Source organism: Pseudomonas panipatensis (genome assembly GCF_900099785.1).
GTDB classification, from domain to species: Bacteria; Pseudomonadota; Gammaproteobacteria; order Pseudomonadales; family Pseudomonadaceae; genus Pseudomonas; species Pseudomonas panipatensis.
Genome location: NZ_FNDS01000003.1, coordinates 360,222 through 386,445 on the forward strand (window position 1 = coordinate 360,222; position 26,224 = coordinate 386,445).

The 26,224-nt window shown below is 67.7% G+C and carries 22 protein-coding genes; 6 read left to right on the plus strand and 16 right to left on the minus strand.

The features are described from left to right. Positions 1-35: 35 nt before the first annotated feature. From BLQ74_RS09365 to ccoN, 7 genes are all read right to left on the minus strand, one after another. Positions 36-2,504: a heavy metal translocating P-type ATPase gene (locus tag BLQ74_RS09365; protein ID WP_090262283.1), complete on the minus strand. Its 2,469-nt coding sequence runs from the start codon at positions 2,502-2,504 to the stop codon at positions 36-38. After that, entirely contained in the window at positions 2,501-3,034 is a 534-nt protein-coding gene (locus BLQ74_RS09370; protein ID WP_090262284.1) for a FixH family protein, read from the minus strand. The genes BLQ74_RS09365 and BLQ74_RS09370 overlap by 4 nt, the downstream gene beginning before the upstream one ends. 150 nt (positions 3,035-3,184) lie before the next feature. Further along, on the minus strand, positions 3,185-4,597 hold the full coding sequence (gene ccoG / locus BLQ74_RS09375; protein WP_090262285.1) for a cytochrome c oxidase accessory protein CcoG: 1,413 nt from the start codon (positions 4,595-4,597) through the stop codon (positions 3,185-3,187). A gap of 220 nt (positions 4,598-4,817) precedes the next feature. After that, the gene (ccoP, locus tag BLQ74_RS09380; protein WP_090262286.1) at positions 4,818-5,792 is read right to left on the minus strand and encodes a cytochrome-c oxidase, cbb3-type subunit III; all 975 of its coding nucleotides are present in this window, start codon (positions 5,790-5,792) and stop codon (positions 4,818-4,820) included. Continuing rightward, the gene (locus BLQ74_RS09385; RefSeq protein WP_090262287.1) at positions 5,789-5,980 is read right to left on the minus strand and encodes a cbb3-type cytochrome oxidase subunit 3; all 192 of its coding nucleotides are present in this window, start codon (positions 5,978-5,980) and stop codon (positions 5,789-5,791) included. Before BLQ74_RS09385 ends, ccoP begins: the two co-directional genes overlap by 4 nt. A gap of 5 nt (positions 5,981-5,985) precedes the next feature. Next, a complete protein-coding gene (gene ccoO, locus BLQ74_RS09390; protein ID WP_090262288.1) occupies positions 5,986-6,594 on the minus strand; it encodes a cytochrome-c oxidase, cbb3-type subunit II in 609 nt (202 codons plus the stop codon). Further along, positions 6,594-8,033, minus strand: a complete 1,440-nt coding sequence (gene ccoN / locus BLQ74_RS09395; RefSeq protein WP_090262289.1) for a cytochrome-c oxidase, cbb3-type subunit I — start codon at positions 8,031-8,033, stop codon at positions 6,594-6,596. The genes ccoO and ccoN overlap by 1 nt, the downstream gene beginning before the upstream one ends. A 115-nt stretch (positions 8,034-8,148) precedes the next feature. Between ccoN and BLQ74_RS09400 the strand changes: the two genes are divergently transcribed. Both BLQ74_RS09400 and cprA read left to right on the plus strand, forming a co-directional pair. After that, on the plus strand, positions 8,149-8,862 hold the full coding sequence (locus BLQ74_RS09400) for an alpha/beta family hydrolase (RefSeq protein WP_342028908.1): 714 nt from the start codon (positions 8,149-8,151) through the stop codon (positions 8,860-8,862). A gap of 120 nt (positions 8,863-8,982) precedes the next feature. Beyond that, positions 8,983-10,152 (plus strand): cationic peptide resistance protein CprA, encoded by a 1,170-nt coding sequence (gene cprA / locus BLQ74_RS09405; RefSeq protein WP_090262291.1) that lies wholly within the window; start codon positions 8,983-8,985, stop codon positions 10,150-10,152. Positions 10,153-10,228: 76 nt separating this feature from the next. Here cprA and BLQ74_RS09410 read toward each other — a convergent pair whose 3' ends face one another. Next, complete coding sequence (locus BLQ74_RS09410; RefSeq protein ID WP_090262292.1) at positions 10,229-11,794, minus strand: methyl-accepting chemotaxis protein; 1,566 nt, start codon at positions 11,792-11,794, stop codon at positions 10,229-10,231. Positions 11,795-12,107: 313 nt separating this feature from the next. Further along, on the minus strand, positions 12,108-14,843 hold the full coding sequence (acnA, locus tag BLQ74_RS09415; RefSeq protein ID WP_090262293.1) for an aconitate hydratase AcnA: 2,736 nt from the start codon (positions 14,841-14,843) through the stop codon (positions 12,108-12,110). A 316-nt stretch (positions 14,844-15,159) separates the two neighbouring features. Between acnA and rlmM the strand changes: the two genes are divergently transcribed. From rlmM to BLQ74_RS09430, 3 genes are all read left to right on the plus strand, one after another. Continuing rightward, complete coding sequence (gene rlmM / locus BLQ74_RS09420) at positions 15,160-16,218, plus strand: 23S rRNA (cytidine(2498)-2'-O)-methyltransferase RlmM (protein WP_090262294.1); 1,059 nt, start codon at positions 15,160-15,162, stop codon at positions 16,216-16,218. Between the two features lie 103 nt (positions 16,219-16,321). Beyond that, positions 16,322-17,200, plus strand: coding sequence for a MaoC family dehydratase (locus BLQ74_RS09425; protein ID WP_090262295.1), 879 nt, complete (start codon positions 16,322-16,324; stop codon positions 17,198-17,200). A 408-nt stretch (positions 17,201-17,608) separates the two neighbouring features. Then, complete coding sequence (locus tag BLQ74_RS09430; protein WP_090262296.1) at positions 17,609-19,567, plus strand: methyl-accepting chemotaxis protein; 1,959 nt, start codon at positions 17,609-17,611, stop codon at positions 19,565-19,567. A 23-nt stretch (positions 19,568-19,590) separates the two neighbouring features. Here the strand turns inward: BLQ74_RS09430 and BLQ74_RS09435 are convergent, their stop codons facing one another. Further along, the gene (locus tag BLQ74_RS09435) at positions 19,591-21,156 is read right to left on the minus strand and encodes an alpha/beta hydrolase (protein WP_090262297.1); all 1,566 of its coding nucleotides are present in this window, start codon (positions 21,154-21,156) and stop codon (positions 19,591-19,593) included. Between the two features lie 159 nt (positions 21,157-21,315). Here BLQ74_RS09435 and tusA point away from each other — a divergent pair, with 159 nt between their 5' ends. After that, positions 21,316-21,555: a sulfurtransferase TusA gene (gene tusA / locus BLQ74_RS09440; RefSeq protein WP_043251558.1), complete on the plus strand. Its 240-nt coding sequence runs from the start codon at positions 21,316-21,318 to the stop codon at positions 21,553-21,555. Positions 21,556-21,637: 82 nt separating this feature from the next. On the opposite strand, the gene BLQ74_RS09445 is transcribed toward tusA, so the two are convergent. The 6 genes from BLQ74_RS09445 to BLQ74_RS09470 are packed head-to-tail and all read right to left on the minus strand — an operon-like array spanning position 21,638 to position 26,222. Continuing rightward, positions 21,638-22,486, minus strand: coding sequence for an ABC transporter ATP-binding protein (locus tag BLQ74_RS09445; RefSeq protein ID WP_090262298.1), 849 nt, complete (start codon positions 22,484-22,486; stop codon positions 21,638-21,640). A gap of 5 nt (positions 22,487-22,491) precedes the next feature. Further along, on the minus strand, positions 22,492-23,328 hold the full coding sequence (locus BLQ74_RS09450; protein ID WP_090262299.1) for an ABC transporter permease: 837 nt from the start codon (positions 23,326-23,328) through the stop codon (positions 22,492-22,494). Beyond that, the gene (locus BLQ74_RS09455; protein WP_090262300.1) at positions 23,325-24,071 is read right to left on the minus strand and encodes a hypothetical protein; all 747 of its coding nucleotides are present in this window, start codon (positions 24,069-24,071) and stop codon (positions 23,325-23,327) included. The genes BLQ74_RS09450 and BLQ74_RS09455 overlap by 4 nt, the downstream gene beginning before the upstream one ends. Next, complete coding sequence (locus BLQ74_RS09460) at positions 24,068-24,850, minus strand: N-acyl homoserine lactonase family protein (RefSeq protein WP_090262301.1); 783 nt, start codon at positions 24,848-24,850, stop codon at positions 24,068-24,070. Before BLQ74_RS09460 ends, BLQ74_RS09455 begins: the two co-directional genes overlap by 4 nt. Further along, positions 24,847-25,473, minus strand: a complete 627-nt coding sequence (locus BLQ74_RS09465) for a cysteine hydrolase family protein (protein WP_090262302.1) — start codon at positions 25,471-25,473, stop codon at positions 24,847-24,849. Before BLQ74_RS09465 ends, BLQ74_RS09460 begins: the two co-directional genes overlap by 4 nt. After that, a complete protein-coding gene (locus BLQ74_RS09470; protein ID WP_090262435.1) occupies positions 25,470-26,222 on the minus strand; it encodes a creatininase in 753 nt (250 codons plus the stop codon). The genes BLQ74_RS09465 and BLQ74_RS09470 overlap by 4 nt, the downstream gene beginning before the upstream one ends. Between the last annotated feature and the right edge of the window lie 2 nt (positions 26,223-26,224).

Here is a 26,224-nt window from a genome sequence, read left to right on the forward strand (position 1 = left end):
CTCCATCGAAGTTCCGGGACGCGCGGTGCGTCGGTTCAGGGCGCGGCGACCGGCAGTGGGGGTTGCATCTGCCCGATTGCCGCGGCGGCGGCTTGCGGCTGGCGCACGCGGGTCAGGCGCAAGGCGTTGAGTACCACGGTCAGCGAACTGACCGACATGCCGATCGCCGCCCACACCGGCGTCACCCAGCCCAGCGCCGCGAACGGCAACATCAGGCCATTGTACAGGCCCGCCCAGATCAGGTTTTCGATTATCACCCGACGGGTACGGCGGGCCAGGCTGAAGGCCTGCACCAGACTGTCCAGGCGATTGGACAGCAGCACCGCGTCGGCGCTGGTCTTGGCCAGGTCGGTGGCGCTGCCCATGGCGACGCTGATGTCGGCCGCCGCCAGCACCGGCACGTCATTGACGCCGTCGCCGAGCATCAGCACGCGGCGCCCCTGGCGGTGCAGGTCCTGCAGGATCGCCAGCTTGTCGTCCGGACGCAGGCCGCCGCGGACTTCGTCGATGCCCAGTTCGCTGGCCACGCTGGCGACCATCGGCGAGCTGTCGCCGGACAGCAGCAGCGTGCGCCAGCCGCGTGCGCGGCAGGCGCGCAGCAGGGCCGGGGCGTCCTCGCGCAGGCGATCGTCGAGCACCAGCCAGGCCAGCGGTCCTTCATTGTCACCGAGCAGCAGCCACTGGCCGTGGTCCTGTGGCATGGCCGGCGCGCTGCGCTGGCTCAGGGCGCAGACGAATTCGGCTTCGCCGATACGCAACTGGCGGCCCTCGACGCGCCCTTCCAGGCCCAGGCCCGGGTGGCTCTCGACGGCCTCGGCGGCCAGCGGGGCGCGGCCGAAGGCGCGGGCGATGGGGTGTTCCGAGCGGTTCTCCAGCGCCGCCGCCAGGGCCAGGCAGCGCTCGCTGTCGAGGTCGCCCAGCGGCTGGATGGCGCGTAACGTCAAGCGGCCCTCGGTGAGGGTGCCGGTCTTGTCGAAAATCACCGTGTCGATGTGCTTGAGGCCTTCCAGCACGTGGCCGCGGGTGAGCAGCAGGCCGAGTTTGTGCAGGCTGCCGGTGGCCGCCGTGAGTGCGGTGGGCGTGGCCAGGGACAGGGCGCAGGGGCAGGTGGCCACGAGCATCGCCACGACCACCCAGAAGGCGCGCGAGGCGTCGTGCTGCCACCAGAACAGGCCGACCAGGGCGGCCAGGGCGAGCAGGATCAGCAGGAACCATTGCGCGGCGCGGTCAGCGATCTGCGCCAGGCGCGGCTTGTCGGCCTGGGCGCGTTCCAGCAGGCGGACGATGGCCGAGAGCCGGCTCTGGTCGCCGAGGGCTTGCACCTCGACGGTCAACGGGCCTTCGACGTTCAGGGTGCCGCCGGTCACCGCATCGCCAGCCTGGCGCGGCTGTGGCAGGTACTCGCCGGTGAGCAGGGATTCGTCGACGCTGGACTGGCCGGCGGCGATCAGGCCGTCGGCCGGCACCACCGCGCCGGGCGGCACCAGTACGCGGTCGCCCAGGCGCAGTTCGCTGAGCAGGATGCGCTGGCTCTGGCCATGCGCGTCGAGGCGCAGGCAGGACGCCGGCAGCAGGTTCACCAGTTGCGCGGTGGCCGCCGCCGTGCGTTCGCGGGCGCGGCGCTCCAGGTAGCGTCCGGCGAGGAGGAAGAGGGCGAACATGCCGACGGCGTCGAAGTACAGGTCGCCCTTGCCGGTGATCGCGGTCCAGATGCCAGCGAGGTAGGCGCCGCCGATGGCCAGGGACACCGAGACGTCCATGGTCAGGTGACGCGTGCGCAGGTCGCGCAGGGCACCACGGAAGAACGGCTGGCAGGAATAGAAGACGATCGGGGTGGTGAGGAACATCGCCACCCAGCGCAGGATTTCATGCATCTCGGCGCTGAGGTCGATGTTGAATTCCGGCCAGGTCGCCATGGTCGCCATCATCGCCTGGAACCACAGCAGTCCGGCCACGCCGAGCTGGCGCAGGGAGCGGCGGTTCTCTTCGGCGAGCTGTTCGGCGGCGCGGTCCGGCTGGTAGGGGTGGGCGGCATAGCCGATGCGGCGCAGTTCGGCGAGCAGCGCGCTCAGTGGCAACTGGCTGTCCGACCAGCGCACGTGCAGTCGATGGTTGGACAGGTTGAGACCGGCCTCGGCGACCGCCGGCAACTGGCGCAGGTGTTTCTCGATCAGCCAGCCGCAGGCGGCGCAACTGATGCCTTCGAGGATCAGGGTGGTTTCCGCCAGTTCGCCCTGATGGCGGACGAAGGGTTGCTGCACATCCGCGCGGTCGAGCAGTGCCAGTTCGTCGCTCAGTTGTGCCGGCAGCGCCTCGGGGTTGGTCGCCGCCTCGCTGCGGTGCCGGTAATAGCTTTCCAGCCCGCCGGCGACTATCGCCTCGGCCACCGCCTGGCAGCCGGGGCAGCAGAACTCGCGGGTTTCGCCGAGAACCCGGGCGGTAAAGCGGCTGCCGGCCGGTACCGGCAGCGAGCAGTGGTAGCAGGGGAGGGGCGCGGCGCTCATGGGCGCTGGACTTCGGCTCCCTGGAGAGGCTCGTCACCCAGGACGATTTCGCCGTCCGGGACCAGCTTCTCCTCCTCGAACAGGCGCCAGGTGTGGCCGTCCTGCTCGCCGAGCAGTTCGACGAAACGGCGGCCGTCGACGGCCGAATCGAGGCGGCCGGTGTAGCGTCCCGGCTCGTTGGCGGGCAGCAGGGTGACATGCCGGTCCTGCGACTGCAGGGTCGGCGAGATCAGGTTGAGGGTCAGCTGCGGCGGTACGCTCTGGCCACCCAGACGGACCTCGACTTCGCCGGTGAGTTTGTCGAAGCGCACCTTGGCGTGCATTTGCAGGCGCTGGCCCAGTTGCTCGCGGTCCAGCGAGCGGTTGATGCCTTTGCCGGCCTCGTAATAGTTATCGTTGACCAGGGAGTCCTGGTGGTCCACGGCAATGCTCACCATCAGCAGGCTGAGGGTCACCGACGTGGCCAGCATGGCGATGATGATCCACGGCCAGAGGTGCTTGTACCAGGGTTGTACGGGCGCGGACTGCATTGTCTCGTTCTCTCTATCTGTACCGTGGAGCGGAAGCCTGGGCGCCCCCGATGACTGGGGGCGTGGCCTGGATGGGCGGGGATTCTACGTGCTCCGAAGGACGCTGGCACCCCGTGGCGGAGACGGGGTGCCGTATCGTTCAGCGCGGGTTCAGCGGACCTGCGGGCCGATGAAGCGGCTGCCGGCTTCCTTGCTGATCGCGGGATCGTCCACCGACTGGATGGTGAAGGTGATCTCGTTGGTGCTGGACGGCAGCTTGTCCGGGTCGATGGAAAGCTCCATCGGCATGGCGAGGATATCCCCCGCGGCGACCTGGACTTCCTTGCGGCCTTCCAGCTTGAGGCCATCGAGGCCCTTGGCGCCGAGCACGTAGGTATGGTCGCGCTGGTCCTTGTTCATGATCTTCAGGCTGTAGACGTTCTCGATCCGTCCTTCCTGGTTCTCACGGTAGAGCACGCGGTCCTTGCTGACGTCGAAGCCCACCAGCGGACGGATGATCACTGCCGTGGCGAGCAGGCCGATCATCACGCAGAGGGCGATGGCGTAGCCGATGAGGCGCGGACGCACCAGATGGGTCTTCTGCCCGGACAGGTTGTGCTCGGTGGTGTAGCTCACCAGGCCGCGCGGGTAGCCCATCTTGTCCATGATGGCATCGCAGGCGTCGACGCAGGCTGCGCAACCGATGCACTCGATCTGCAGGCCGTCGCGGATGTCGATACCGGTCGGGCAGACCTGCACGCACATGGTGCAGTCGATGCAGTCGCCCAGGCCCTGTGCCTTGTAATCCACGCCCTTCTTGCGCGGGCCGCGGGATTCGCCGCGCCGCGGATCGTAGGAGACGATCAGGGTGTCCTTGTCGAACATCACGCTCTGGAAGCGCGCGTACGGGCACATGTAGATGCACACGTTCTCGCGCAGCCAGCCGGCATTGCCATAGGTGGCCAGGGTAAAGAAGCCGACCCAGAAGTACGCCCAGCCATCAGCCTGGCCGGTGACCAGATCGGAGAGCAGGTCACGGATCGGCGCGAAGTAGCCGACGAAGGTGAGGCCGGTGACCAGGCCGATCAGCAGCCACAGGCTGTGCTTGGCCAGCTTGCGGACGAATTTCTGGCCGCTCATGGGCGCCTTGTCCAGCTTCATGCGCTGGTTGCGGTCGCCTTCGGTGACCTTCTCGCACCACATGAAGATCCACGTCCAGACGCTCTGCGGACAGGTGTAGCCGCACCACACGCGCCCGGCGAACACGGTGATGAAGAACAAGCCGAAGGCACAGACGATCAGCAGCCAGGACAGCAACATGAAGTCCTGCGGCCAGAAGGTCGCGCCGAAGATGTAGAACTTGCGCTCGGGCAGGTCCCACCAGACGGCCTGGCGGCCATTCCAGCTCAGCCAGACGGTGCCGAAGTAGAGGAGGAAGAGGACGGCTCCGCCGACGCGGCGCAGGTTACGGAAGAAGCCGGTGAAGGCGCGGGTGTAGACCTTCTCGCGGGAGGCATAGAGATCGATGTTCTCCCCCGCTTTCTTGGCAGGGGTGACATCCTGTACGGGAATCTGTTTGCTCATCGGTGCGTACCACGGCAGTGGGAGGGCGCTCTGTCAGTACATGCCGAACAGAGTCAAAAATATGCTGCACGCCTCACAATGATACGGCTTGAGGGGCGGCGCAACGGTGCGACTGTTGGTCGCGTCAGTTTTATCTGAAAGATAATTCTGAGCTGGAAAAAAAGCGGCGCCGGATAGGACCGGCGCCGCTGGGTATTGCTGCACAGACAGAGAAGGGAGCTTATTGAGCGCTCTTCTCACCTGCGCCGTGGGACAGGCTGTACACATAGGCGGCGAGCAGGTGAACCTGGTCGGCGCCCAGGCGTTCCAGTTGCGCCGGCATCTGGCCCTGGCGGCCGTAGCGGATGGTCTGCTGCAGCTGCGCGTAGCTCGAACCGTAGATGAAGGCGGCCGGGTGGGTCAGGTTGGGCGCGCCCATCGCCGCGGTGCCCTTGCCTTCCGGACCGTGGCAGGCGACGCAGTTGGTCGAGAAGATCTTCTGACCATTGGCAACCTGTTCATCGGTCACGCCCTCCGGCAGCTTGCGGCCATCGAGCTTGGTGGTGACGAAGGCAGCCACGTCGTGCACGCCCTGGTCGCCCAGCACTTCGCCCCAGGCCGGCATCGCGGCGTGGCGGCCGCCCTGGATGGTGGTTTCGATTGTCTTCGGCTCGCCGCCCCAACGCCAGTCTTCGTCGGTCAGGTTGGGGAAGCCGTAGGCGCCCTTGGCGTCGGAACCGTGGCAAACCGAGCAGTTCGATGCGAACAGGCGGCCACCCATCTTCAGTGCCTGCTCGTCCTTGGCCACGTCTTCGATGGGCATGGCGGCGTATTTGGCGAAGATCGGCCCGTACTTCTCGTCGGCCTTGGCCATTTCCTTTTCCCACTGGTGCACACCGGTCCAGCCGGCCTGACCGTTGGCGAAGGGCTTGCCGTCGGTGACTTCCTGGTAGCCCGGCAGCAGGCCTTTCCAGTTGCCCAGGCCCGGATACAGGACCAGGTAGCCAAGAGCGAAGATGAAGGTGGCGACGAACAGCATGAACCACCATTTCGGCAGCGGGTTGTCGTACTCCTCGATACCATCGAAGGAGTGACCGACGGTCTCGTCGGTGGCTTCGCTGCGTTGCCCGCGGCGGGTGGCGAAGAGCAGCCACGCCAGCGCGAAGATGGTGCCCAGGGTGAGTACGGTGACGTACAGACTCCAGAAGGTTGTCATTCTTTGTTGCTCCTAGAAGCTTGTTCTTTCTCGACGTGCTTCATGGCTACCGGGTCGTCCGCGAACGGCAGCAGGGCGTCCTCGTCGAAGCGATGCTTACGCTTGCCGCTGTAGGCCCAGAGCAGTACGCCGATGAAGCCGACCATCACCACGATGGTGCCAAGGCCACGTATCGTCCCGATATCCATCGCACTCACCGTTTGCTTTTGATGATGGTCCCGAGGCTTTGCAGGTAAGCCACGAGCGCGTCCATTTCGGTCTTGCCTTTGACGGCATCGCGTGCGCCGGCGATGTCTTCATCGGTGTAGGGCACGCCCATGGTGCGCATGACTTCCATCTTCTTGGCGGTGTCCTTGCCGTCGAGCTTGTTCTCCACCAGCCACGGGTAGGCCGGCATCTTCGACTCGGGCACTACGTTGCGCGGGTTGTACAGGTGCGCGCGGTGCCAGTCGTCGGAGTAGCGGCCGCCGACGCGGGCGAGGTCCGGACCGGTACGCTTGGAGCCCCACAGGAAGGGGTGGTCCCAGACGCTCTCGCCAGCGACCGAGTAGTGGCCATAGCGCTCGGTTTCGGCGCGGAACGGGCGGATCATCTGCGAGTGGCAACCCACGCAGCCGTTGGCGATGTAGACGTCGCGGCCTTCGAGTTCCAGCGCGGTGCGCGGCTTCATGCCTTCGACCGGCTTGTTGGTGACGTCCTGGAAGAACAGCGGGACGATCTGGGTCAGGCCGCCGATGCTCACCGCCACTGCCATGCACAGGGCCAGCAGGCCGACGTTCTTCTCGAGTACTTCGTGTTTCATCAGTGGGCTCCTACTGCGGGAATCTGGGCGGCAGCATCGGCTTCAGCCGGCTTCGAGGCGGCGACGGTGCGGTAGGTGTTGTAGGCCATGATCAGCATGCCGAGCAGGAACACCGCGCCACCGACCATGCGCACGATGAAGCCCGGATGGCCGGCGGCCAGCGCTTCGACGAAGGAGTAGGTGAGGGTGCCGTCGGCGTTGACCGCACGCCACATCAGGCCCTGGGTGATGCCGTTGACCCACATGGAGGCGATGTACAGCACGGTGCCGATGGTGGCGAGCCAGAAGTGCGTGTTGATCAGGCCGACACTGTGCATTTCCTTGCGCCCGAAGACCTTCGGGATCAGGTGGTACAGCGAGCCGATCGATACCATCGCCACCCAGCCGAGGGCGCCGGCGTGTACGTGGCCGATGGTCCAGTCGGTGTAGTGGGAGAGCGAGTTGACGGTCTTGATGGCCATCATCGGGCCTTCGAAGGTGGACATGCCGTAGAAGGCCAGGGACACCACCAGGAAGCGCAGGATCGGATCGCTGCGCAGCTTATGCCAGGCGCCCGAGAGGGTCATCATGCCGTTGATCATGCCGCCCCAGCTCGGTGCCAGCAGAACCAGCGACATCACCATGCCGAGGGACTGCGCCCAGTCCGGCAGGGCGGTGTAGTGCAGGTGGTGCGGGCCGGCCCAGATGTAAACCGAGATCAGTGCCCAGAAGTGCACGATGGACAGGCGATAGGAGTAGACCGGACGTTCGGCTTGCTTGGGCACGAAGTAGTACATCATCCCCAGGAAGCCGGCGGTGAGGAAGAAGCCCACGGCGTTGTGCCCGTACCACCACTGGACCATGGCGTCGGTGGCGCCGGAGTACAGGGAGTAGGACTTGGTCAGGGTCACCGGGATTTCCAGGTTGTTGACCAGGTGCAGCAGGGCGACCGTGACGATGAAGGCGCCGAAGAACCAGTTGCCCACATAAATGTGCTTGGTCTTGCGCTTCATCAGGGTGCCGAAGAACACCACGCCGTAGGCGACCCAGACGATGGTGATGAGGATATCGATCGGCCATTCCAGCTCGGCGTACTCCTTGGAGGAGGTCCAGCCCAGCGGCAGCGTGATGGCCGCCAGCAGGATCACCAGTTGCCAACCCCAGAAGGTGAAGGCGGCGAGCTTGTCCGAGAACAGGCGCGTCTGGCAGGTACGCTGTACCGAGTAGTAGCTGGTGGCGAACAGAGCGCAGCCACCGAAGGCGAAGATCACGGCATTGGTGTGCAGCGGGCGCAGGCGCCCGAAGCTGGTCCACGGCAGGCCGAGGTTGAGTTCCGGCCATACCAGTTGGGCGGCGATGATGACGCCGACCAACATGCCGACGATGCCCCAGATCACCGTCATAATGGCGAACTGGCGGACCACCTTATAGTTATAAGCGGTCTGATTGGTTGTGCTCATTTTTATGGGCTTCCATCCACGGTTACGGGCTAGGCCCATCCCGGCGGGTTCTTCACGGCAAACGCCGCCCCTCCCCCAGGGACAGGTACTGATTACGCGACTAGCGGAGCAGAGAATGGATAAAGGGCAGTTTTGGAATATTGATGCCGGTCAATCGCCGTCAGAGAGCGGTGAAGGACCGGCCTGTGGCGCTTTGTCGCTGCGCTGGAACCGGCCGGTCGGAACAGTGTCGGCGACCCTGTTGCTGGCCCATGGCGCCGGCGCGCCCATGGACAGCCCGTTCATGGAGGCGATGGCGCAGCGCCTGGCCGCGCGCGGTATCGCCGTGGGGCGCTTCGAGTTCCCCTACATGGCCGCGCGGCGCGGCGATGGACGCAAGCGTCCGCCCAATCCACAGAAGCAATTGCTCGACTGCTGGCGCCAGGTCCATGCCCAGGTGCGCGCCCAAGTCGAGGGGCCGCTGGCCATCGGCGGCAAGTCCATGGGCGGGCGCATGGCCAGCCTGCTGGCCGACGAGCTGCACGCCGATGCGCTGGTGTGCCTGGGCTATCCCTTCTATGCCGCCGGCAAAGCGGACAAGCCGCGAGTGGCGCACCTGGCCGAGTTGCTCACGCCGACGCTGATCGTGCAGGGCGAGCGCGATGCCCTGGGTGACCGTGCGCGGGTCGCCGATTACGCACTGTCCGCGGCGATCCATCTGCATTGGCTGGCTGCCGCCGACCACGATCTGAAGCCGTTGAAGGCCTCCGGGCTGACCCACGATCAGCACCTGGACAGCGCGGCGGCGGCGGTCGCGGGCTTTTTGCGCGGCTTGGCCGTCACCGGCTGATCAGTGGTCGTTGGCGCGATTGTTTCATTAATCACCCCTTAAGCCGGTGTTCCTATCTTCGGCAGCGTCGATTCTTGCAATCGGCGCTCCGCTTTCCTACAGGACAGGCCGAAGAGTGATATGAACAACCTCGCTGAACGCTTTGCTAGCGCAACCATCCGCGTCGATCAGGACGTCGCGCACAGTCTGCTATTGACCGGCGCCACGGGCTTTCTCGGTGGTTCCGTTGCCGCCCGCCTGATCGCCGACGGGCGCGCCGCTGCGCTGCTTTTCCTGGTGCGCGCGGCAACGCCCGAGGAGGGCCTCGAGCGTTTGCGCGACAATCTGCGCCTGCATGCCGTGGGCGAAGACGAGCTGGAGTGCCTCAACCCCCAGCAAATCCTCTGTGGCGATTTCCTCGACACCCGCTGGTTGCAGCGTGAACAGGCGCGCCTGATGCGTGTGGAGCAGGTGATCAACTGCGCCGCGGTGGCCTCGTTCTCGAAGAATCCGAATATCTGGCCGGTGAACGTCGAGGGCACCTTCGCCTTCGCCAAGGCGATGAGCCGCTCGGGTCGGCTCAAGCGTTTCCTCCACGTCGGTACCGCGATGAGCTGCGGGCCGCAGCGTGAGTCGCCGGTGCGCGAGTCCTGGGACTTCCCTGACGCCGAGCAGCAACTGGTCGACTACACCGCTTCCAAGGCAGAGATCGAGCGACGCATGCGCGAGCAGTTGCCGGACCTGCCACTGGTGGTGGCGCGGCCGTCGATCGTGGTCGGTCATCGCGAGCTGGGCTGTCAGGCTTCCGGCAGCATTTTCTGGGTGTTCCGCATGGGCTTCGCCCTGGAAAGCTTCACCTGCGGCCTGGACGAACAGATCGATGTGATTCCGGTGGACTACTGCGCCGAAGCGCTGGTGACTCTGGCGCTGAAGCCGAGCCTGGCGCACAGCCTGTACCACATCTCCGCCGGGCACGATGCCGCCTGCACCTTCGGCGAGATCGACCAGGCCTACGCCGAGGCTCAGGGCGAGGCGCCGGTCGGGGCGCGCTACCGCAAGGTATCGCCCGAGGACCTGCGCGAACTGGCCGGTGACTTCGAGTCGCGCATCGGCAAGGCCAACCCGCGTCTGGTGCTGCGTGCCTTGCGCCTGTACAGCGGCTTCGCCGACCTCAACTACCTGTTCGATAACCAGCGCCTGCTCGACGAAGGCATTCCGTCGCCGCCGCGTTTCACCGAGTACGTCGATGTCTGCGTGCGCTCGTCGCAGCACCTGAGCATTCCCGCGCAGATGCAGTGGGACTTCAAATGAGCCAGGCGTAGCCGCGCCAACGACCAGGCGAAAAAAAGCCCGTCCTTGCGACGGGCTTTTTCGTTTGCGCCGGACCTCAGCGGTTGAAGCGCTCCACCAGGGAGTACTGGGTCTGCGCGGTGTCGGTCAGTTCCTCGCTCAGGCGCGCGGTGCGCCGGGCCTCGTCGGAGGTCTGGTCGGCGAGCTGGGCGATGGTGCTGATGTTGCGGTTGATCTCCTCGGCCACCGCGCTCTGCTCTTCGGCCGCCGCGGCGATCTGGTTGGCCATGTCGGCGATGTTGGCCACCGAGTCGCTGATGCCGGCCAGGGCGTTGTCGGCCTCGAGCACGCGCTCGACGCCTTCGTCGGCCTGACGGCGACCGTTTTCCATGGCGCTCACCGCGTCTTCCGCGGTCTGCTGCAGTTTGGCGATCAGGCCGTGGATCTGCCCGGTGGATTCCGCCGTGCGCTGCGCCAGCGAGCGCACTTCGTCGGCCACCACGGCGAAGCCGCGGCCCATCTCGCCGGCGCGGGCGGCTTCGATGGCGGCGTTGAGCGCCAGCAGGTTGGTCTGGTCGGCGATGCCCTTGATCACGTCCACCACGCCGCCGATCTCATTGCTGTCCTGGGCCAGTTGGCTGACCGCCAGACCGGTTTCGCTGACCGAGGCGGACAGGCGCTGGATGGCTTCGCGGGTTTCGCCGGCGATGTTGCGGCCCTGGCGGGTCAGTTCGTTGGCCTGGCGCGTGGCGTCGGCGGTGCGCTGTACGTTGTTCGCCACTTCCTGGGTGGTGGCGGCCATCTCGTTGACCGCGGTGGCCACCTGCTCGGTCTCGACGCGCTGGCGCTCCAGGCCGGACGAGCTGTGGTGGGCCAGGGAGTCGGCCTGGCGCGCCTGTTCGGTGAGGGCTTCGGCGGTGTCCTGCAGGCGCGTCAGGCAGGTCTTCATGCGCGCTTCCTGGCTGAGGATGGACATTTCCAGGCGCGCCTGGGCGCCGCGGCTGTCGGTATACATCTGTGCGATCAGCGGGTCCGAGGTGGTCTGCTCGGCCAGGCGCAGCAGGCGCTTGATGCCGCGCTGTTGCCAGTTCAGCCCGGCCAGGCCGAGCGGAATGGCGAGCAGGGCGGCGACGCTGAAGCCCCAGTGCGAGTCCAGCCAGACACCGATGAGGAAGGAGACTTGGCTGATGAGGATGAAGGGCAGCCAGTCGAGCAGGACCGGCAGCCACTTGTCACGCCGCGGGACCGCCGGCTTGCCGAGATTGATGCGCTGGTAGAGGGCCTGGGCGCGTTGCACCTGCTCGGCGCTCGGACGGACCCGCACCGACTCGTAGCCGATGATCTCGTTGCGCTCGAAGATCGGCGTGACGTAGGCGCTGACCCAGTAGTGGTCGCCGTTCTTGCAGCGGTTCTTGACGATACCCATCCACGGGCGCCCGTTCTTCAGCGTCGTCCACATATGGGCGAACACCGCCGGCGGTACGTCCGGATGGCGCACCATGTTGTGCGGCGCACCGAGCAACTCGTCCCGCTCGAAGCCGCTGATGGCGACGAAGGCATCGTTGGCATAGGTAATGACGCCACGGCTGTCGGTGGTGGAAATCAGGCGTTGTTCGACCGGATAGGTACGTTCACGCTGGGTAACGGGTTGGTTGTTGCGCATGGGGAGGGGATTCCACGAAGACGGCTTTACAGTCTGTTTATCGGCTGGGCCTGGCGGATGTTGAATTTTCTTACAGAAATTTGCGAGAGAATTGTCCGTTGTGTGATGGCAGGATGCCAGTCGCACTTGGTTGTAAGTGATTTTCTCACGATCGTGACTGGGTAGTCGAAAAAGTCTGTAGGAAGCGATGCGTCGATTCCACCCCGGCCGCCCAGGCGCGCGGGCCTTGTCCCGGCGCCGCTATGCCAGCACGGCAGCGGATCGGACGATGCGCCCTCCCATGCGGGCGATCGCCGATCCGCTTGCCGGGACGTCAGAGCAGGCTGCGCAGCACGTAATGCAGGATGCCGCCGGCCTTGAAGTACTCGACTTCATTGAGGGTATCGATTCGGCAGAGCACCTCGAAGCTGTCCTGGCTGCCGTCCTCGCGGGTGACGCCGACGCTCAGCCTCATCTGCGGCTTCAACGCGCCGGCGAGACCGCGAATGCTCAGCACCTCCCGGCCGGTCAGTTTCAGTGCCGTGCGCTCCTGGCCGCCGGTGAACTGCAGGGGCAGCACGCCCATGCCCACCAGGTTGGAGCGGTGGATGCGCTCGAAACTCTCGGCGATCACTGCCTTCACCCCCAGCAGGTTGGTGCCCTTGGCCGCCCAGTCGCGCGAGGAGCCGGTGCCGTATTCCTTGCCGGCGATGATCACCAGGGGTGTGCCCTCGGCCTGGTAGCGCATGGCCGCATCGTAGATCGCCAGTTTCTCGCCGCTGGGGACGTGCAGGGTGTTGCCGCCTTCCTCGCCGCCGAGCATCTCGTTCTTGATGCGGATGTTGGCGAAGGTGCCGCGCATCATCACTTCATGGTTGCCGCGCCGTGAGCCGTAGGAGTTGAAGTCGGCATAGGCCACCCCGTGCTCGCTCAGGTAGCGCCCGGCCGGGCTGTCCTTCTTGATGTTGCCGGCGGGGGAGATGTGGTCGGTGGTCACCGAGTCGCCGAGCACCGCGAGCACCCGCGCGCCCTGGATGTCCGTGATCGCCGGCGGCGCCTCGGCGATGTGCTCGAAGAACGGCGGATGCTGGATGTAGGTGGAGTCGGCCTGCCAGATGTAGGTCTGCGCCTGCGGCACCTGGATCGCCCGCCATTTCTCATCGCCCTGGAACACCTCGGCGTATTCCTTGTGGAACATGCCGGTGCTGACCTTTTGCACCGCTTCGGCGATTTCCCGCTGGCTCGGCCAGATATCCCTGAGATAGACCGCCTGGCCGTCCTTGCCGGTGCCTAGCGGCTCCTTGGCCAGGTCCAGGCGCACGCTGCCGGCCAGGGCATAGGCCACCACCAGCGGTGGCGACGCCAGCCAGTTGGTCTTCACCAGCGGATGCACCCGGCCTTCGAAGTTGCGGTTGCCGGAAAGCACCGAGGCCACCGTCAGGTCGGCCTGCTGGATGGCCTTCTCGATCGGCTCCAGCAGCGGCCCGGAGTTGCCGATGCAGGTGGTGCAGCCATAGCCCACCAGTTCGAAGCCGAGCTGGTCGAGATAGGTCGTCAGGCCGGCGGCCTTGAAGTAATCGGTGACCACCTTGGAGCCGGGCGCCAGCGAACTCTTCACCCAGGGTTTGCGTTGCAGGCCCTTTTCCACCGCCTTCTTCGCCAGCAGGCCGGCGGCCATCATCACGCTGGGGTTGGACGTATTGGTGCAGGAGGTGATGGCGGCGATGACCACGGCGCCATCCTGCAGCCGGTAGGTATTGCCCGCGTGCTGGTAGTCGACGCCCTGGCCCAGGTCGGCGCTGCCCACCGCGGTCCCGCCGCCGCCCTCGTTGAGCAGGCGCGAGATCTCGGCATTGCGCGGCGGCTTGGGCTGTAGCGCAAGGAACGCATCGAAGGCCTGGCCGACCTGGCCGAGGGCGACGCGGTCCTGCGGGCGCTTGGGTCCGGCGAGACTGGCTTCGACGTCGCCCAGGTCGAGTTGCAGGCTGTCGCTGAACAGCGGTTCATGGCCTTGCTCGCGCCACAGGCCCTGGGCCTTGCAGTAGGCCTCGACCAGTTGCACCGTCTCTTCCGGGCGGCCGGACAGGCGCAGGTAGCCGAGGGTGATTTCGTCCACCGGGAAAAAGCCGCAGGTAGCGCCGTATTCCGGGGCCATGTTGGCGATGGTGGCGCGGTCCGCCAGCGGCAGGTCGGCCAGGCCATCGCCGTAGAACTCGACGAATTTGCCGACCACGCCCTTCTTGCGCAGCATCTGGGTCACAGTCAGCACCAGATCGGTGGCGGTGATGCCTTCCTTGAGCTTGCCGGTGAGCTTGAAGCCGATCACCTCGGGAATCAGCATCGACACTGGCTGGCCGAGCATCGCCGCTTCCGCCTCGATGCCGCCGACGCCCCAGCCGAGCACGCCGAGGCCGTTGATCATGGTGGTGTGCGAGTCGGTGCCGACCAGGGTGTCGGGGAAGGCGTAAGTGCGCCCGTCCTCGTCCTTGGTCCAGACCGTGCGGCCGAGGTATTCCAGGTTGACCTGGTGGCAGATGCCGGTGCCCGGCGGCACCACGCGGAAGTTGTCGAAGGCGTTCTGGCCCCAGCGCAGGAAGGCGTAGCGCTCGCCGTTGCGCTGCATCTCGATCTCGACGTTCTCGGCGAAGGCCGAGGCGCTGGCGTAACGGTCGACCATCACCGAGTGGTCGATCACCAGGTCGACCGGCGACAGCGGGTTGATCTTCTGCGGATCGCCGCCGGCCTTGGCCATGGCGGCGCGCATGGCCGCCAGGTCGACCACCGCCGGCACGCCGGTGAAGTCCTGCATCAGCACCCGCGCCGGGCGGTACTGGATTTCCCGATCGGAACGCCGCGCCTTGAGCCAGTCGGCCAGGGCGCGCAGGTCATCGGCATGCACCGTGTGGTTGTCCTCCCAGCGCAGCAGGTTCTCCAGCAGCACCTTGAGCGACTTCGGCAGTTTCTCCAGGTCACCGAGGGACTTCGCGGCCTCGGCGAGGCTGTAATAGTGGTAGGTCTTACCGGCGACCTGGAGGGTGCGCAGGCTGTTCAGGCTGTCTACGGCGGGCATGACATTCTCCTCAAGCGGAATAGGCCGCCGGTGACCGCTGCTGCGCGGCGAAGCGGCGCCGAACGTCCGGCGCTGGCGTGGACCAGGCCGTGAACGGCAGCCAGTGCGTCGCAGCCGGAGCGTTGCCGGCGGGCTGTCGTCGCCAGGCGCGGGCGCTGGCGGCAGGCGAACGTAGAGCACTCAAGCTAGACCGCTTTGGCGGCGGTCGCCATGACTTCCGGACGGTCCCGGCCGGCCGGGGTTCCTGCGGGGCAGGCGAATGCGGATGAAACCTGCGCCGCCAGGCTCTATAGTGCGCGGCCGAGGAGACACCCCGATGAATACCCTGTTACTGCATTGCCGGCCAGGCTTCGAGAACGAGGTTTGTGCCGAGCTGTCCGACCACGCCGCGCAACTCGACGTTGCCGGCTACGCCCGCGCCAAGCCGGCCACCGCCTATGCCGAGTTCGTCTGCCAGGAGGCCGATGGCGCCGAGCGCCTGATGCGTCGCCTGCGCTTCGCCGAGCTGATCTTCCCGCGTCAGTGGGCGCGCGGCGGTGGGTTCGTCGAGCTGCCCGAGCAGAACCGCATCGGCGTGCTGCTCGAACACCTGAGCCTCTACCCGGTGTGCGGCAGCCTCTGGCTGGAAGTCTTCGACACCAACGACGGCAAGGAGCTTTCGACCTTCTGCCGCAAGTTCGAGAAGCCCCTGCGCGCCGCCCTGGTCAAGGCCGGACGTCTGCGCGAGGACCCCAGCCTGCCGCGCCTGCTGCTGACGTTCCGCTCCGGTCGCGAGGTGTTCATCGGCATCGCCGAGCCGCGCAACAGCGCCATGTGGCCGATGGGCATCCCGCGCCTGAAGTTCCCCCGCGAGGCGCCGAGCCGCTCGACGCTGAAACTGGAAGAGGCCTGGCATCACTTCATCCCGCGCGCCGACTGGGACAAGCGCCTGGCGCCGAACATGCTCGCCGTCGACCTCGGTGCCGCGCCCGGCGGCTGGACCTGGCAACTGGTCAACCGGGAGATGCGGGTGATCGCCGTGGACAACGGACCGATGGCGGAAAACCTCATCTATTCCGGGCTGGTCGAGCACCAGCGCGCCGATGGCTATGTGTTCCGCCCACGGCAGACGGTGGACTGGATGGTCTGCGATATCGTCGAGAAACCGGCGCGCAGCGGTGCCCTGATCGACACCTGGATCGGCGAGGGCCTGTGCCGCGAAGCCATCGTCAACCTCAAGCTGCCGATGAAGCAGCGCTACGCCGAGGTGCGCAAGATCCTCGAGCGCCTGGAGGACAGCTTCAAGGCGCGCGGCCTGCGCGTGCAAATCGGCTGCAAGCAGCTCTATCACGACCGTGAAGAGGTGACCTGCCACCTGCGCCGCCTGGAGCGCTGAAGGCCACGCCGGTGCGGCGCGAGCGCAATCGCCGGCCGGCTTGGCTTGCCGCCGCGTCGCGCATTGACCATGCTGTGCGGCGCCTGCATTGCCGGAGACGCCCGTGAAGCGAAAGTTGCCCTCCCTGCTGGGCAGTTACAGCCGCATGCTCCTGCCGCGCCGAGGACTCGGCCGCGACGAGCGCGTGCCGTACCTGGCCCTGGACAGCCGTAGCCTGCGCTTCGACCTGCGCCACCTGCAGGCCTACCGCCGGCATTTCGGCCTGGACCCGGCGCATGGCGTGCCCTTGCTCTACCCGCAAGTGATCAGCCTGCCGTTGCACCTGCGCCTGCTCAGCCGCTCGCGCATGCCGCTTTCGGTGCTCGGCCTGATCCACCTGCGCAACCACATCCAGCGCTATCGGCACCTGCACGAAACCGACCAGTTGCTGATCGACTGCCGCATCCTCACCAGCCGGCGCAGCCCGCTGGGGCTTGAGGTGGATGTGCTCACCGAGGTCTGGCACCACGACTTCCTCTATTGGCAGTCGATCAGCACCTACCTGCGTCGGGGCGACTTCCTCGACACCCAGGCCGACGCCGATCCGCTGCCGCCGCGCGCGCACTGGCAGACCCTCGATGCGCCAGCCGAGGAGGGCACGCACTGGCGCGTGCCGAAGATCGTCGGCTGGCGCTATGCCGGCCTCAGCGGCGATTTCAACCCGCTGCACCTGTCGCGCTTCCTGGCCAGCCGTTACGGTTTTGGCAAACCCTTCGCCCATGGCATGTGGGGCCTGGCGCGCAGTCTCGCCGGGCGCCAACTGGCCGAAGCCATCCGCCTCGACGCGCATTTCAAGGCGCCGCTGGAACTGGGCAGCCAGGTGCGCCAGAGCCACCGCCACGCCGGCACCCGCGAGCAATGGGCATTGCTCCCCGCCGACGGCGATGGCCCGCCGATGCTGCTGGCGCAACTCGACGAAGCGCCGGCCGCGCCGCTGCGCTGATACCGCCGAGTCAGCGAACGCCCGCGCGCAACGGCGCGCGTCGTTGCGGCGATGGCCATTCCCCCCACGGCCGCCTTCACTCGCCAGCGCCGCCACGCGGAGCGGGTCGCTGGCGCTGCGCTCGCTGATCCTGCTCGTTGCCATCGCCCCCCACTCGGCCCAGGTTCGGGGCGAGATGGGCAAAAGGTGCACCAATCAGGCCGCGGCTGACGCTGGCCATTAACGGAAAGCCATCCTTCGCCATTGATCGGCCGGCGTTCGCCGCTGCCCTCGCTGCCTGGGTTTCAGGCCTGCGCGGCGACACTGACTCGCGGGTCACTCCCTTGCGTTCGCAAATTTGCACAGTTCTTGCAGAATAATTTACAAACAGCCCAGCCTGTAACCCTTCTACCCGCGGAGTCGTTGAATATGCCGTTACGCCTGAAGTTGGCCCTGAGCTATCTGCTGATCGGCTTGGTACCGGTGCTGGGCATGGCCTTTACCGTCTATCAGCAAGCCAGTTCGGCCTTGCGCGACCAGACGTTGAACGCCCTGGAAGCCGTGGCGCATATCAAGCAGCAGCAATTGCTCGACAACTGGCAGGAGCGGCGCAACCAGGTCAGCACCCTGGCCAGCAACCTCGGCAACAGCTACCAGGGTCTGGACGACAACGCGCTGATCACCACCGCCAACTACGACCGCCCGGTGTTCCAGAACTTCATCAGCACCTTCGGCTACCGCGAGCTGAAGCTGATCATGCCCGATGGCACGGTCATGCTCAGTCTGCTGCGCGGCAGTGACTATCAGCACAAGCTCAGCGAAGACGGCCTGCGCGACACCCCGCTGGCGCGACTGGTCAAGCAAAGCCGCGACAGCGGCAAGCTGGTGATCAGCGACCTGCGCTACAACCCGCAGAGCAAGGAGCCGACGCAGTACCTGGCGGCGCCGGTGATGTCCAACGGCGTACTGCAGATGACCCTGGTGCTGGAGTTGCCCATCGGTCCGCTGAATAGCGTCATGCAGACCCGCCAGGGGCTGGGTGAGAAGGGCGAAACCTACCTGGTGGGCAGCGATGCCACCCTGCGTTCGGACTCGGCGCGCTTCACCGAGCGCCAGGTCAACCGCAGTCTCGATGCGCAGGCCGGGCTCGGCGGCAGCGCCGTCAGCCAGGCCCTCGCCGGGCAGCAGGGACGCATCGCCGAGCCGGGGCTGGACGGCAATGGCGCGCTGAAGGTCTTCGTCCCGGTGACCTTCGATGACCTGCATTGGGCGCTGATTGCGGAAATGGACCAGGCCCAGGCGTTCGCCCCGGTGCGCCAGTTGATGTGGAAGGTCCTGCTGCTCGGCCTGCTGACCGTCGCCGCGGTCGCCGTCGCCACCTGGCTGGTCAGCCGCAGCGTGATGCGCCCCCTGGGCGGCGAACCGAGCAACATGAGCGCGCTGGCCCGGCGCCTGGCCGAGGGCGAACTGAGCCTGCCGAGCGCGCAACGCAAGCACGCTGGCCTGATGCTGGCCCTGCATGAGATGGCCATGGCCTGGCGCGACGTGATCGAGCGCCTGCGCCAATCCAGCCAGGACGTCGGCCAGGCCAGCAGCGAAATCCTCAGCGCCGCCGGGCAGACCAGCGAGCGCCTCGACCAGCAGCAGGAGGCGCTGGAAATGGTGGTCAGCGCCGTCGACCAGATGTCCTCCACGGTCCAGGAGATCGCCCGCAACGCCGCCGACAGCGCGCACAGCAGCACCGCCGCGCGCGCCGTCTTCGGCGAGATGCAGGGCACCCTGCGACAGATGATCGGCCAGCAGGGCCGCCTGCTGCAGGACATCCGCCGTGGCGGCAGCGTGGTCAGTACCCTGGCCAACGACGCCCTGCAGATCGGCTCGGTGCTCGCGGTGATCCGTGGCATCGCCGAGCAGACCAATCTGCTGGCGCTCAACGCGGCGATCGAAGCGGCGCGGGCCGGCGAACAGGGGCGCGGTTTCGCGGTGGTCGCCGACGAGGTGCGCAACCTCGCCCAGCGCACCAGCAGCGCCACCGAAGAGATCGTCGCCATCACCCAGACCTTGCAAGGCTCTTCCACCGAGGCCCTGCAGGCGATGCAGGCCTCGGCCGAGCAAGCCCATGCGCTGGAGAGCGAAACCCAGGTGGTACTGACCTCGCTCGGCCAGTTGGACGACTCCCTGCAAGGCGTGCACGCCCTCGCGGTGCAGATCGCCGCCGCCGCGGACGAGCAGGCCGGCACCACCCAGGAAGTCAATCAGCACATCCACCGCCTGCACGACATGACCCGCGACAACCGGCAGACCGCCGCGCATACCCGCAGCAGCGGCGAACACCTGCAGCAAGTGGCGAGCAACCAGCAATCGCTGGTGCTGCGCTTCAGTCTCTAGCCGCGGCGCGTCGATCCGGCCCTTCAGGGCCGGCTGGCCAGGCGCGGGCTGAAGGCTTGCAGGCCGGGCAGTTGCACCGCGCCGCGCAGTTCGACCAGGCCGGCATGCCAGGAGCTGTTGAACAGGTACTGGCCGCTGAAGCCGCTGACCAGCAGGCCGATCTCGTCACCCGCCGCGAGGCTGGCGCTCACCGCGTTGAGGCGGGTGCTGCCGCGATTGGCCAGGGGCGTGACCTGTTCGTCGAGCACCCGCGGGCTGCCGCTGCCCTGGCGGCGCACGGCCAGCGCGGCGAACAGCAGGGCATCCGCGCCGGGGCCCAGGGGCTGGGATAGCTGCACCTCGGGGGTGCCGAGCAGGGCGCTGGCTTCGCCGACGCGGTGCAAGGGGATAAAGGTGGCCTGCTGCAGCCAGCCGCTGCTGAGCGGGCGCACCTGGGTGGGCGGCAGGACCACGCGCGGACCGGGCGGCGGCAGCTCGTCCAGGGCGATGCCCTGGTCGAGGTCGAGGCTGACGCACAGGCTCGGCACGCTGTCGGCGCCGCCCGGGCGGCCAGCGAGTTTTTCCGCGTACCAGGCGAGGATGCCCTGGTAGAGGTTGATGGCGCGCGCGCCGCAGTGGATCACTGGCTCGTTGTTGAACGGCGGCAGTCCGCTCCAGGCCTGCCAGGGCGGCGGCAGAATGTGCCCGCCCTGCATGCCGAGCAGCCGCACATCGGCATGGCCGCGGCGCAGGCATTGGCGGATGGCCAGACCCTGGTCGAGGGGGAAGAGGGTGTCGCGCATGCCCTGGATGATCAGGGCGTCGGCGCGCGGCAGGCGGTTCTCCGCGCAGTAGCGCGCCAGGCTGTGTTCGGCCAGCTCGGCGCGCACCGGCGCGGCCAGGCGCCCGGAGGCGCTGTGCAGGTAGTCGGCGTCGATGAACTTGCCGAGGTCGTAGCCGGTGCTCAGGCCCAGGCTGACCAGCACCCCGGCCCAACCCATCTTCAACTGGCCGCCCGGCGCCAGGGCGTCGCTGAGGTCGTACCAGGTGGCGATCGGCACGATGGCGTCGATCCGCGGGTCCTCGGCCGCGGCGAGCAGTTGCACGGCGCCGCCGTAGCTTTCGCCGAGCATGCCGACGCGCGGGTCGTTCGGCCCGTCCATGCGCAGCCGTGGCAGGTGCCGTGCGGCCCAGTCGATCACCGCGCTGGCGTCCCGCACCTCGTAGCGCGGGTCCATCATCTCGATGCGCCCGTCGCTGCCGCCCCAGCCGCGCTGGTCGTAGCTGATCACCCAGTAGCCAGCCTTCCAGGCCTTGAGCGCGGCGCGCCCGGACATCATCTGCTGGCCGTAGAAACCGTCCGGCCCGGTGACCCGCCAGCCGCCCCAGCCGTGGGTATGCACGATCAACGGGGCGCTCTCGCCGGCCTTCAGCGCCGGCTGGAACACCGTGGCCGACAGGCGCGTGCCGTCGTGCGCGAGAATCACCGCGTCGAACCAGCTCGCCGGCAGGTCCTGGCCGGCGCGCGCGGCGTAGTCCGGCAACTGGTCGCGGGCGGCGCAGCCAGCGAGCAGCGAGAGGGCGAGGCAGAGCAGGGCGGTCAGGCGCATGGGCGGACATCCGCTGTCGGGAAAAGGCGCCCAGCGTAGCCGACGCGTTGTGCCGGCGAGCCCGACCAAGGTTGGGCGCCGCGCCGCTCGCCCGCCGAGGGTGACCGTCCGGGGCGCTTTGCGCGACAATGCGCGCCATTCGATTTGCGGAGCACGCCCATGTCCCAACCTGTCGACGCCATCCTCGACGCCACCGGCCTGAACTGCCCCGAGCCGGTGATGATGCTGCACAACAAGGTGCGCGACCTGCCGGCCGGCGGCCTGCTCAAGGTCATCGCCACCGACCCCTCGACCCGCCGCGACATTCCCAAGTTCTGCGTATTCCTCGGCCACGAGCTGGTGGAGCAGCAGGAAGAGGCCGGCACCTACCTCTACTGGATTCGCAAAAAGGCCGATTGAGGCCGCACGCAGAGGCGCGCGCAGGCGGGCCCGCCGAGGCTTCCCGCCAGCGCCGCCGCGCTGAGCGCGCCGCGTTCCAGGACTAGCCGGCGCCAGGCGCCGTGCGGGTCAGTTGCTCCAGCAGTTCCAGGTCGGTGTTCATGCCCGATGTTTCGCGGATGCGCGCGAGGATTTGCTTCTTCAGCGTGAGGAACGCCGGCGCCAGCTTCATGTCCTGGTTGCGTTCGGCCGGCAGCGGCACCTCGTAGATGCTGTCGATGCGCCCCGGACGCGGCGCCATCAGTACCACCCGGCCGCCGAGGTAGATGGCCTCGTCGACATCGTGGGTGACGAACAGGATGGTGCTCTTTTCCAGGCGGTGCACATGGCGGATCAGGTCGTGCATCACCTCGCGGGTCTGCGCGTCGAGGGCGCCGAAGGGCTCGTCCATCAGCAGGATCTGCGGCTTGGGCATCAGCGCGCGGGCGATCGCCACGCGCTGCTGCATGCCGCCGGAGAGCTGGTTCGGGTAGGCCTGGGCGAAGGCCGACAGGCCCATCAGGTTGAGCAGGGCATCGGCGCGGCCGCTGGCGACCTCGACGTCGGCGTCGCTGCGCACGCTGTCGGCCACCACTTTCAAGCGCCGGCAGAACTTGATGTTTTCCATCACCCGCAGCCAGGGGTAGAGGCTGTAGTGCTGGAACACCATGGCGCGGTCGATGCCGGGCCCGGCGATGGCGCGGCCGTCCACTAGAATCTGCCCGGCGCTATGCAGCTCCAGGCCGCCGATGCTGCGCAGCAGGGTCGACTTGCCGCAGCCGGAGGCACCGACGAAGGTGATGAATTCGTTCTCGCGGATGTCCAGGCTGACGTCCTGCAGCGCCTGCACCGAGCGGCCCTGGCTGGTGAACACCTTGCCGACGTTGCGGATGCGGATCTTGGCTTCGTGCATGGCGCTTACCTCTTCATCCAGGGGAAGGCCACGCGGCCGAGCCAGCGGAACGCCTGGTCGGTGAGCAGGCCGATGACGCCGATCAGGAGGATGCCGGCGAAGATCTTGTCGGTTTGCATGTAGCGCTGCGCCTTGAGGATGGCGTAGCCGAGACCGGAGTTGGCCGCCACCAGCTCGGCCACCACCAGGTAGGTCCAGGCCCAGCCGCAGGTGATGCGCAGGGTGTCGAGCAGCGCCGGGCGCGCCGAGGGCAGGATCACCAGTTGGATGATCTCGCCGCGGCTGGCGCCCATGGTCTGTGCCGCCTCGATCTGCGCCATGGGCACGCGGCGCACGTCCTCGGCGACCATCAGCACCATCTGGAAGAAGGTGCCGATGAAGATGATCAGCACCTTGGAGCCTTCGTCGATGCCGACCCAGAGCATCACCAGCGGGATGAAGGCCACCGCCGGCATGTAGCGGATGAAGTCGGTCAGCGGTTCGAGGAAGGCCTGCACCGGGCGGTAGGTGCCGATGTACAGGCCGAGCGGCAGGGCGATCAGCGCCGAGGCGAGGAAGCCGGCCATGACCCGGTAGACGCTGATGCCGATGTCGCCGAGCAGGCCTTCCTCGTTCCACCAGTGGACGCTGCGCAGCAGCACCGCCTGGGGACTGGGGAGGAACATCGGGCTGCTCAGGCCGAGGGCGCTGCACGCCCACCAGAGCAGCACCGGCAGCAGCAGGCCGGCGCCGGCAAGGCACCAGACGGCGCCGCGCGGCAGCTCGCCGCGAATGCTCCACCAGCGCGCGCGCGGTGGCGCGCTGGCTGCATGGGGCTGGGGAAGGGCTTGATGTGCGGTCATGGGCGTACCTCCGCAGGGAACAGGGGTTCGGTGACGGGTTGCCAGCCGCCCTCGGGCGGGGCGGCGCCCAGCGCGGCGAGCGTGCCGGGGGCGAGCAGGGTGGCCGGCTGATCCGCATCGCAGTGCGCCGGCAGCAGCGCCTGGCCGACGCGCGCCGGCAGGCTGGACAGTTCGATGCGCCAGGGCGCCTGGCCGCGCCGGTGGCGGCCGAAGGACAACTCGAAGTCGAGCCAGCGCGGGTCTCGCGCCGCCAGTTCGGCGAGGTCGGCGCCGGGCGCCGGGGACTGCGCGCGCCCGGCGGCGAAGAGGAAGCAATCGCCGGCCAGCAGCAGGCAGCCCTGGCGGCCGTCGGCGCCGCGCAGCCAGGTGCCCCAGTTGCGCCCGAGGGATTCCGGCAGGCGCTCCCAGACTTCGTGGTAGCTGCCGTCGAGGCCGTCTTCGACGAGCCGCTCGGTGCTGTCGAAGCGCATGCGGCCGATATCCGCGACGCCGCTCGGCGGGCGGAAGTCGATCGCGCGGTGCCACTGGCAGCGGTCGCCGGTCACCTCGGTGACGCCGGCGAAACCGGCCTGCCGCGCGCGCTCGGCGGGGCTCTGCGGCGTCGGTTGGGGAATCCGCAGGTCGGCGAACAGGCGCGCGGTCTGTAACCAGTAGACCTGCGTGCTGCTGTCGCGCAGGCCGGCCGTGGTGGTCAGCAGGGTTCGCTGCCAGACGCCGAGGTAGCAGCTGGGAACCGGGTTCATGAGTGGTACTCCGGGAAGCGCTTGAGGCCCTGGTAGAAGGCCATGTCGTGGTTCGGCCAGAGTTCGCCGCCGGTCTCGCCGGCCAACGCCTTGAGCTTGCGGATGCTGGCGATCGCCAAGTCCTCGCGTGCCTGCCAGAGGCTGCCGGGGGCGATTTCCTGGTCGAGGTTCTCCTGCAGGTCGGCGGCGTCGCCGGCGAGGATCACCGGCTTGCCCTTGGGCAGTTCGATCAGCAGAGACATGTGCCCGGCGGTGTGGCCGGGGGTTTCGATGGCGCGCACGCCGGGGAGCAGCTCGTATTCGCCGCGCTGCACCTTCCAGCGGTAGTCGCCGGCGAAGTCGTCGGCGAAGTAGGCCTCGTCGGCCTGGGCGCGGGCGGCGGCGAGTTCGTCGGCGTGGACGTGGACCTCGGCGCCGCAGACCTCGCAGAGGCCGCCGGCGTGGTCGAAATGCAGGTGGCCGAGGAACACCAGGTCGATGTCCGCCGGGCTCAGCCCGAGACGGGCGAAATGCGCCGGCAGGCGCTGCTCCTCGGTCATCTCCGGGGCGCCCATGGGAAAGGCCTGCGGGTCGTACCAGCGCGCGCGCCTGGCCGGGTCGTGGAGCTTGGAGTAGTCGCAGCCGACGTCGTAGAGGATGCGCCCCTGGCGGGTCTCGATCAGGTAGGCGAGGATCGGTGCCTCGATGCGCACGCCGTGGCCGCGCTGCCAAGTGGAGATGGATTTGTCATAGCGGTGGGTGGCGGTGAGCAGCGGCCACAGTCGGGTCACCTGGGTCATGCGGCCTCCCATTCGGCGAGCAGCGCCTGGCTGTCGAGCACCCGGCCGAACACGCCGCCTTCCACCGCGACCGTGGCCAGGGTGGCCTCGTGCAACTCTGGGTAGGCCGAGCCGCAGGCGTCGCTCACCAGGCTGCAGGCGTAGCCGAGGTCCACCGCGCTGCGCAGGGTCGAGGCGACGCAGACTTCGGTGGTCACCCCGCACAGAATCAGTTCGTCGATGCCGCGGTTGCGCAGCAGCAGGTCCAGGTCGGTGTGGGCGAAGACGCTATAGCCGGGCTTGTCGATCACCGGCTCGGCGGGCAGCGGCTGCAACTCGTCGATCAGCTCGTGGCCGTACTCGCCGCGCACCAGCAGGCGTCCCAACGGGCCGGGCTGGCCGATCGGCGCGCCGGCGCGTTCGGCACGCCGGCGCTTGCTCGGCGGCAGGTCGGCGAGGTCCGCGCGGTGCCCTTCGCGGCTGTGCAGCACCAGCAGGCCACGGGCGCGGGCGCCGGCGAGCAGGCGCAGGATCGCCGGAATCGGTGCGCGCAGGCGGCCGATATCCAGCCCGGCGCGGTCGGCGTAACCGCCCGGCGCGCAGAAGTCGCGCTGCATGTCGATGACCAGCAGCGCCGCGCTCATCGGCAGAACTCCTGGCGCACGGCGGCGACGATGCCTTCGCAGATATCGGCGGCCATGCGCGCGCCTTTCTCCGCCGTCGAGCCGCGCGCCGAGGACAGCACGCCGGAGGGCGGTACCCACTCGGTGCGGGTCGGGTAGATGTCGTAGGGTGGGAACTCGGCCGGGCCGTCGTCGGGGATCAGCTCCAGGCGCACCAGTTGCGGCAGGTAGTGCAGCATCAGCGAGGTCTCGATGACCGCGGCGTGTTCCAGGGCGAAGCCGGGGAAGCCGTCGGGGAACACCGCTTCCAGGGTGGCCGGGGTGCAGAAGTCCCAGTGCTCCAGGCGCATCACCCGCAGCGGATGGCCGTCGCCCAGTTCGCGCAGGGCCAACTGGATGCCCTCGCTGACGAACCACTGGTTCTCGTAGTGGCCGTCGACCAGCACCAGGCGCGTCACGCCATGCCGGGCGAACTCGCGCACGGCGTCGCGCACCAGGGCGCTCAGGGTCTGCCCGTCGAGGCTGGTGGTGCCGCAGAAATGCTGGCCGCCGCCGCACTTGGGCTGCGACTTGTAGCCATAGGACAAGGCCGGCGCGACCAGGCCCGCGAGGCGCGCGGCGACGTCCTCGCAGAGGGCGCTGGCGAGCAGCGCGTCGGTGCCCAGCGGCAGGTGCGGGCCATGCTGTTCGGTGGCGCCGCAGGGTAGGAACACCACGGGCGACTCTTCGCGCACGCGGCGCGCGTATTCGACCCAGCTGAGCTGGTCCATGC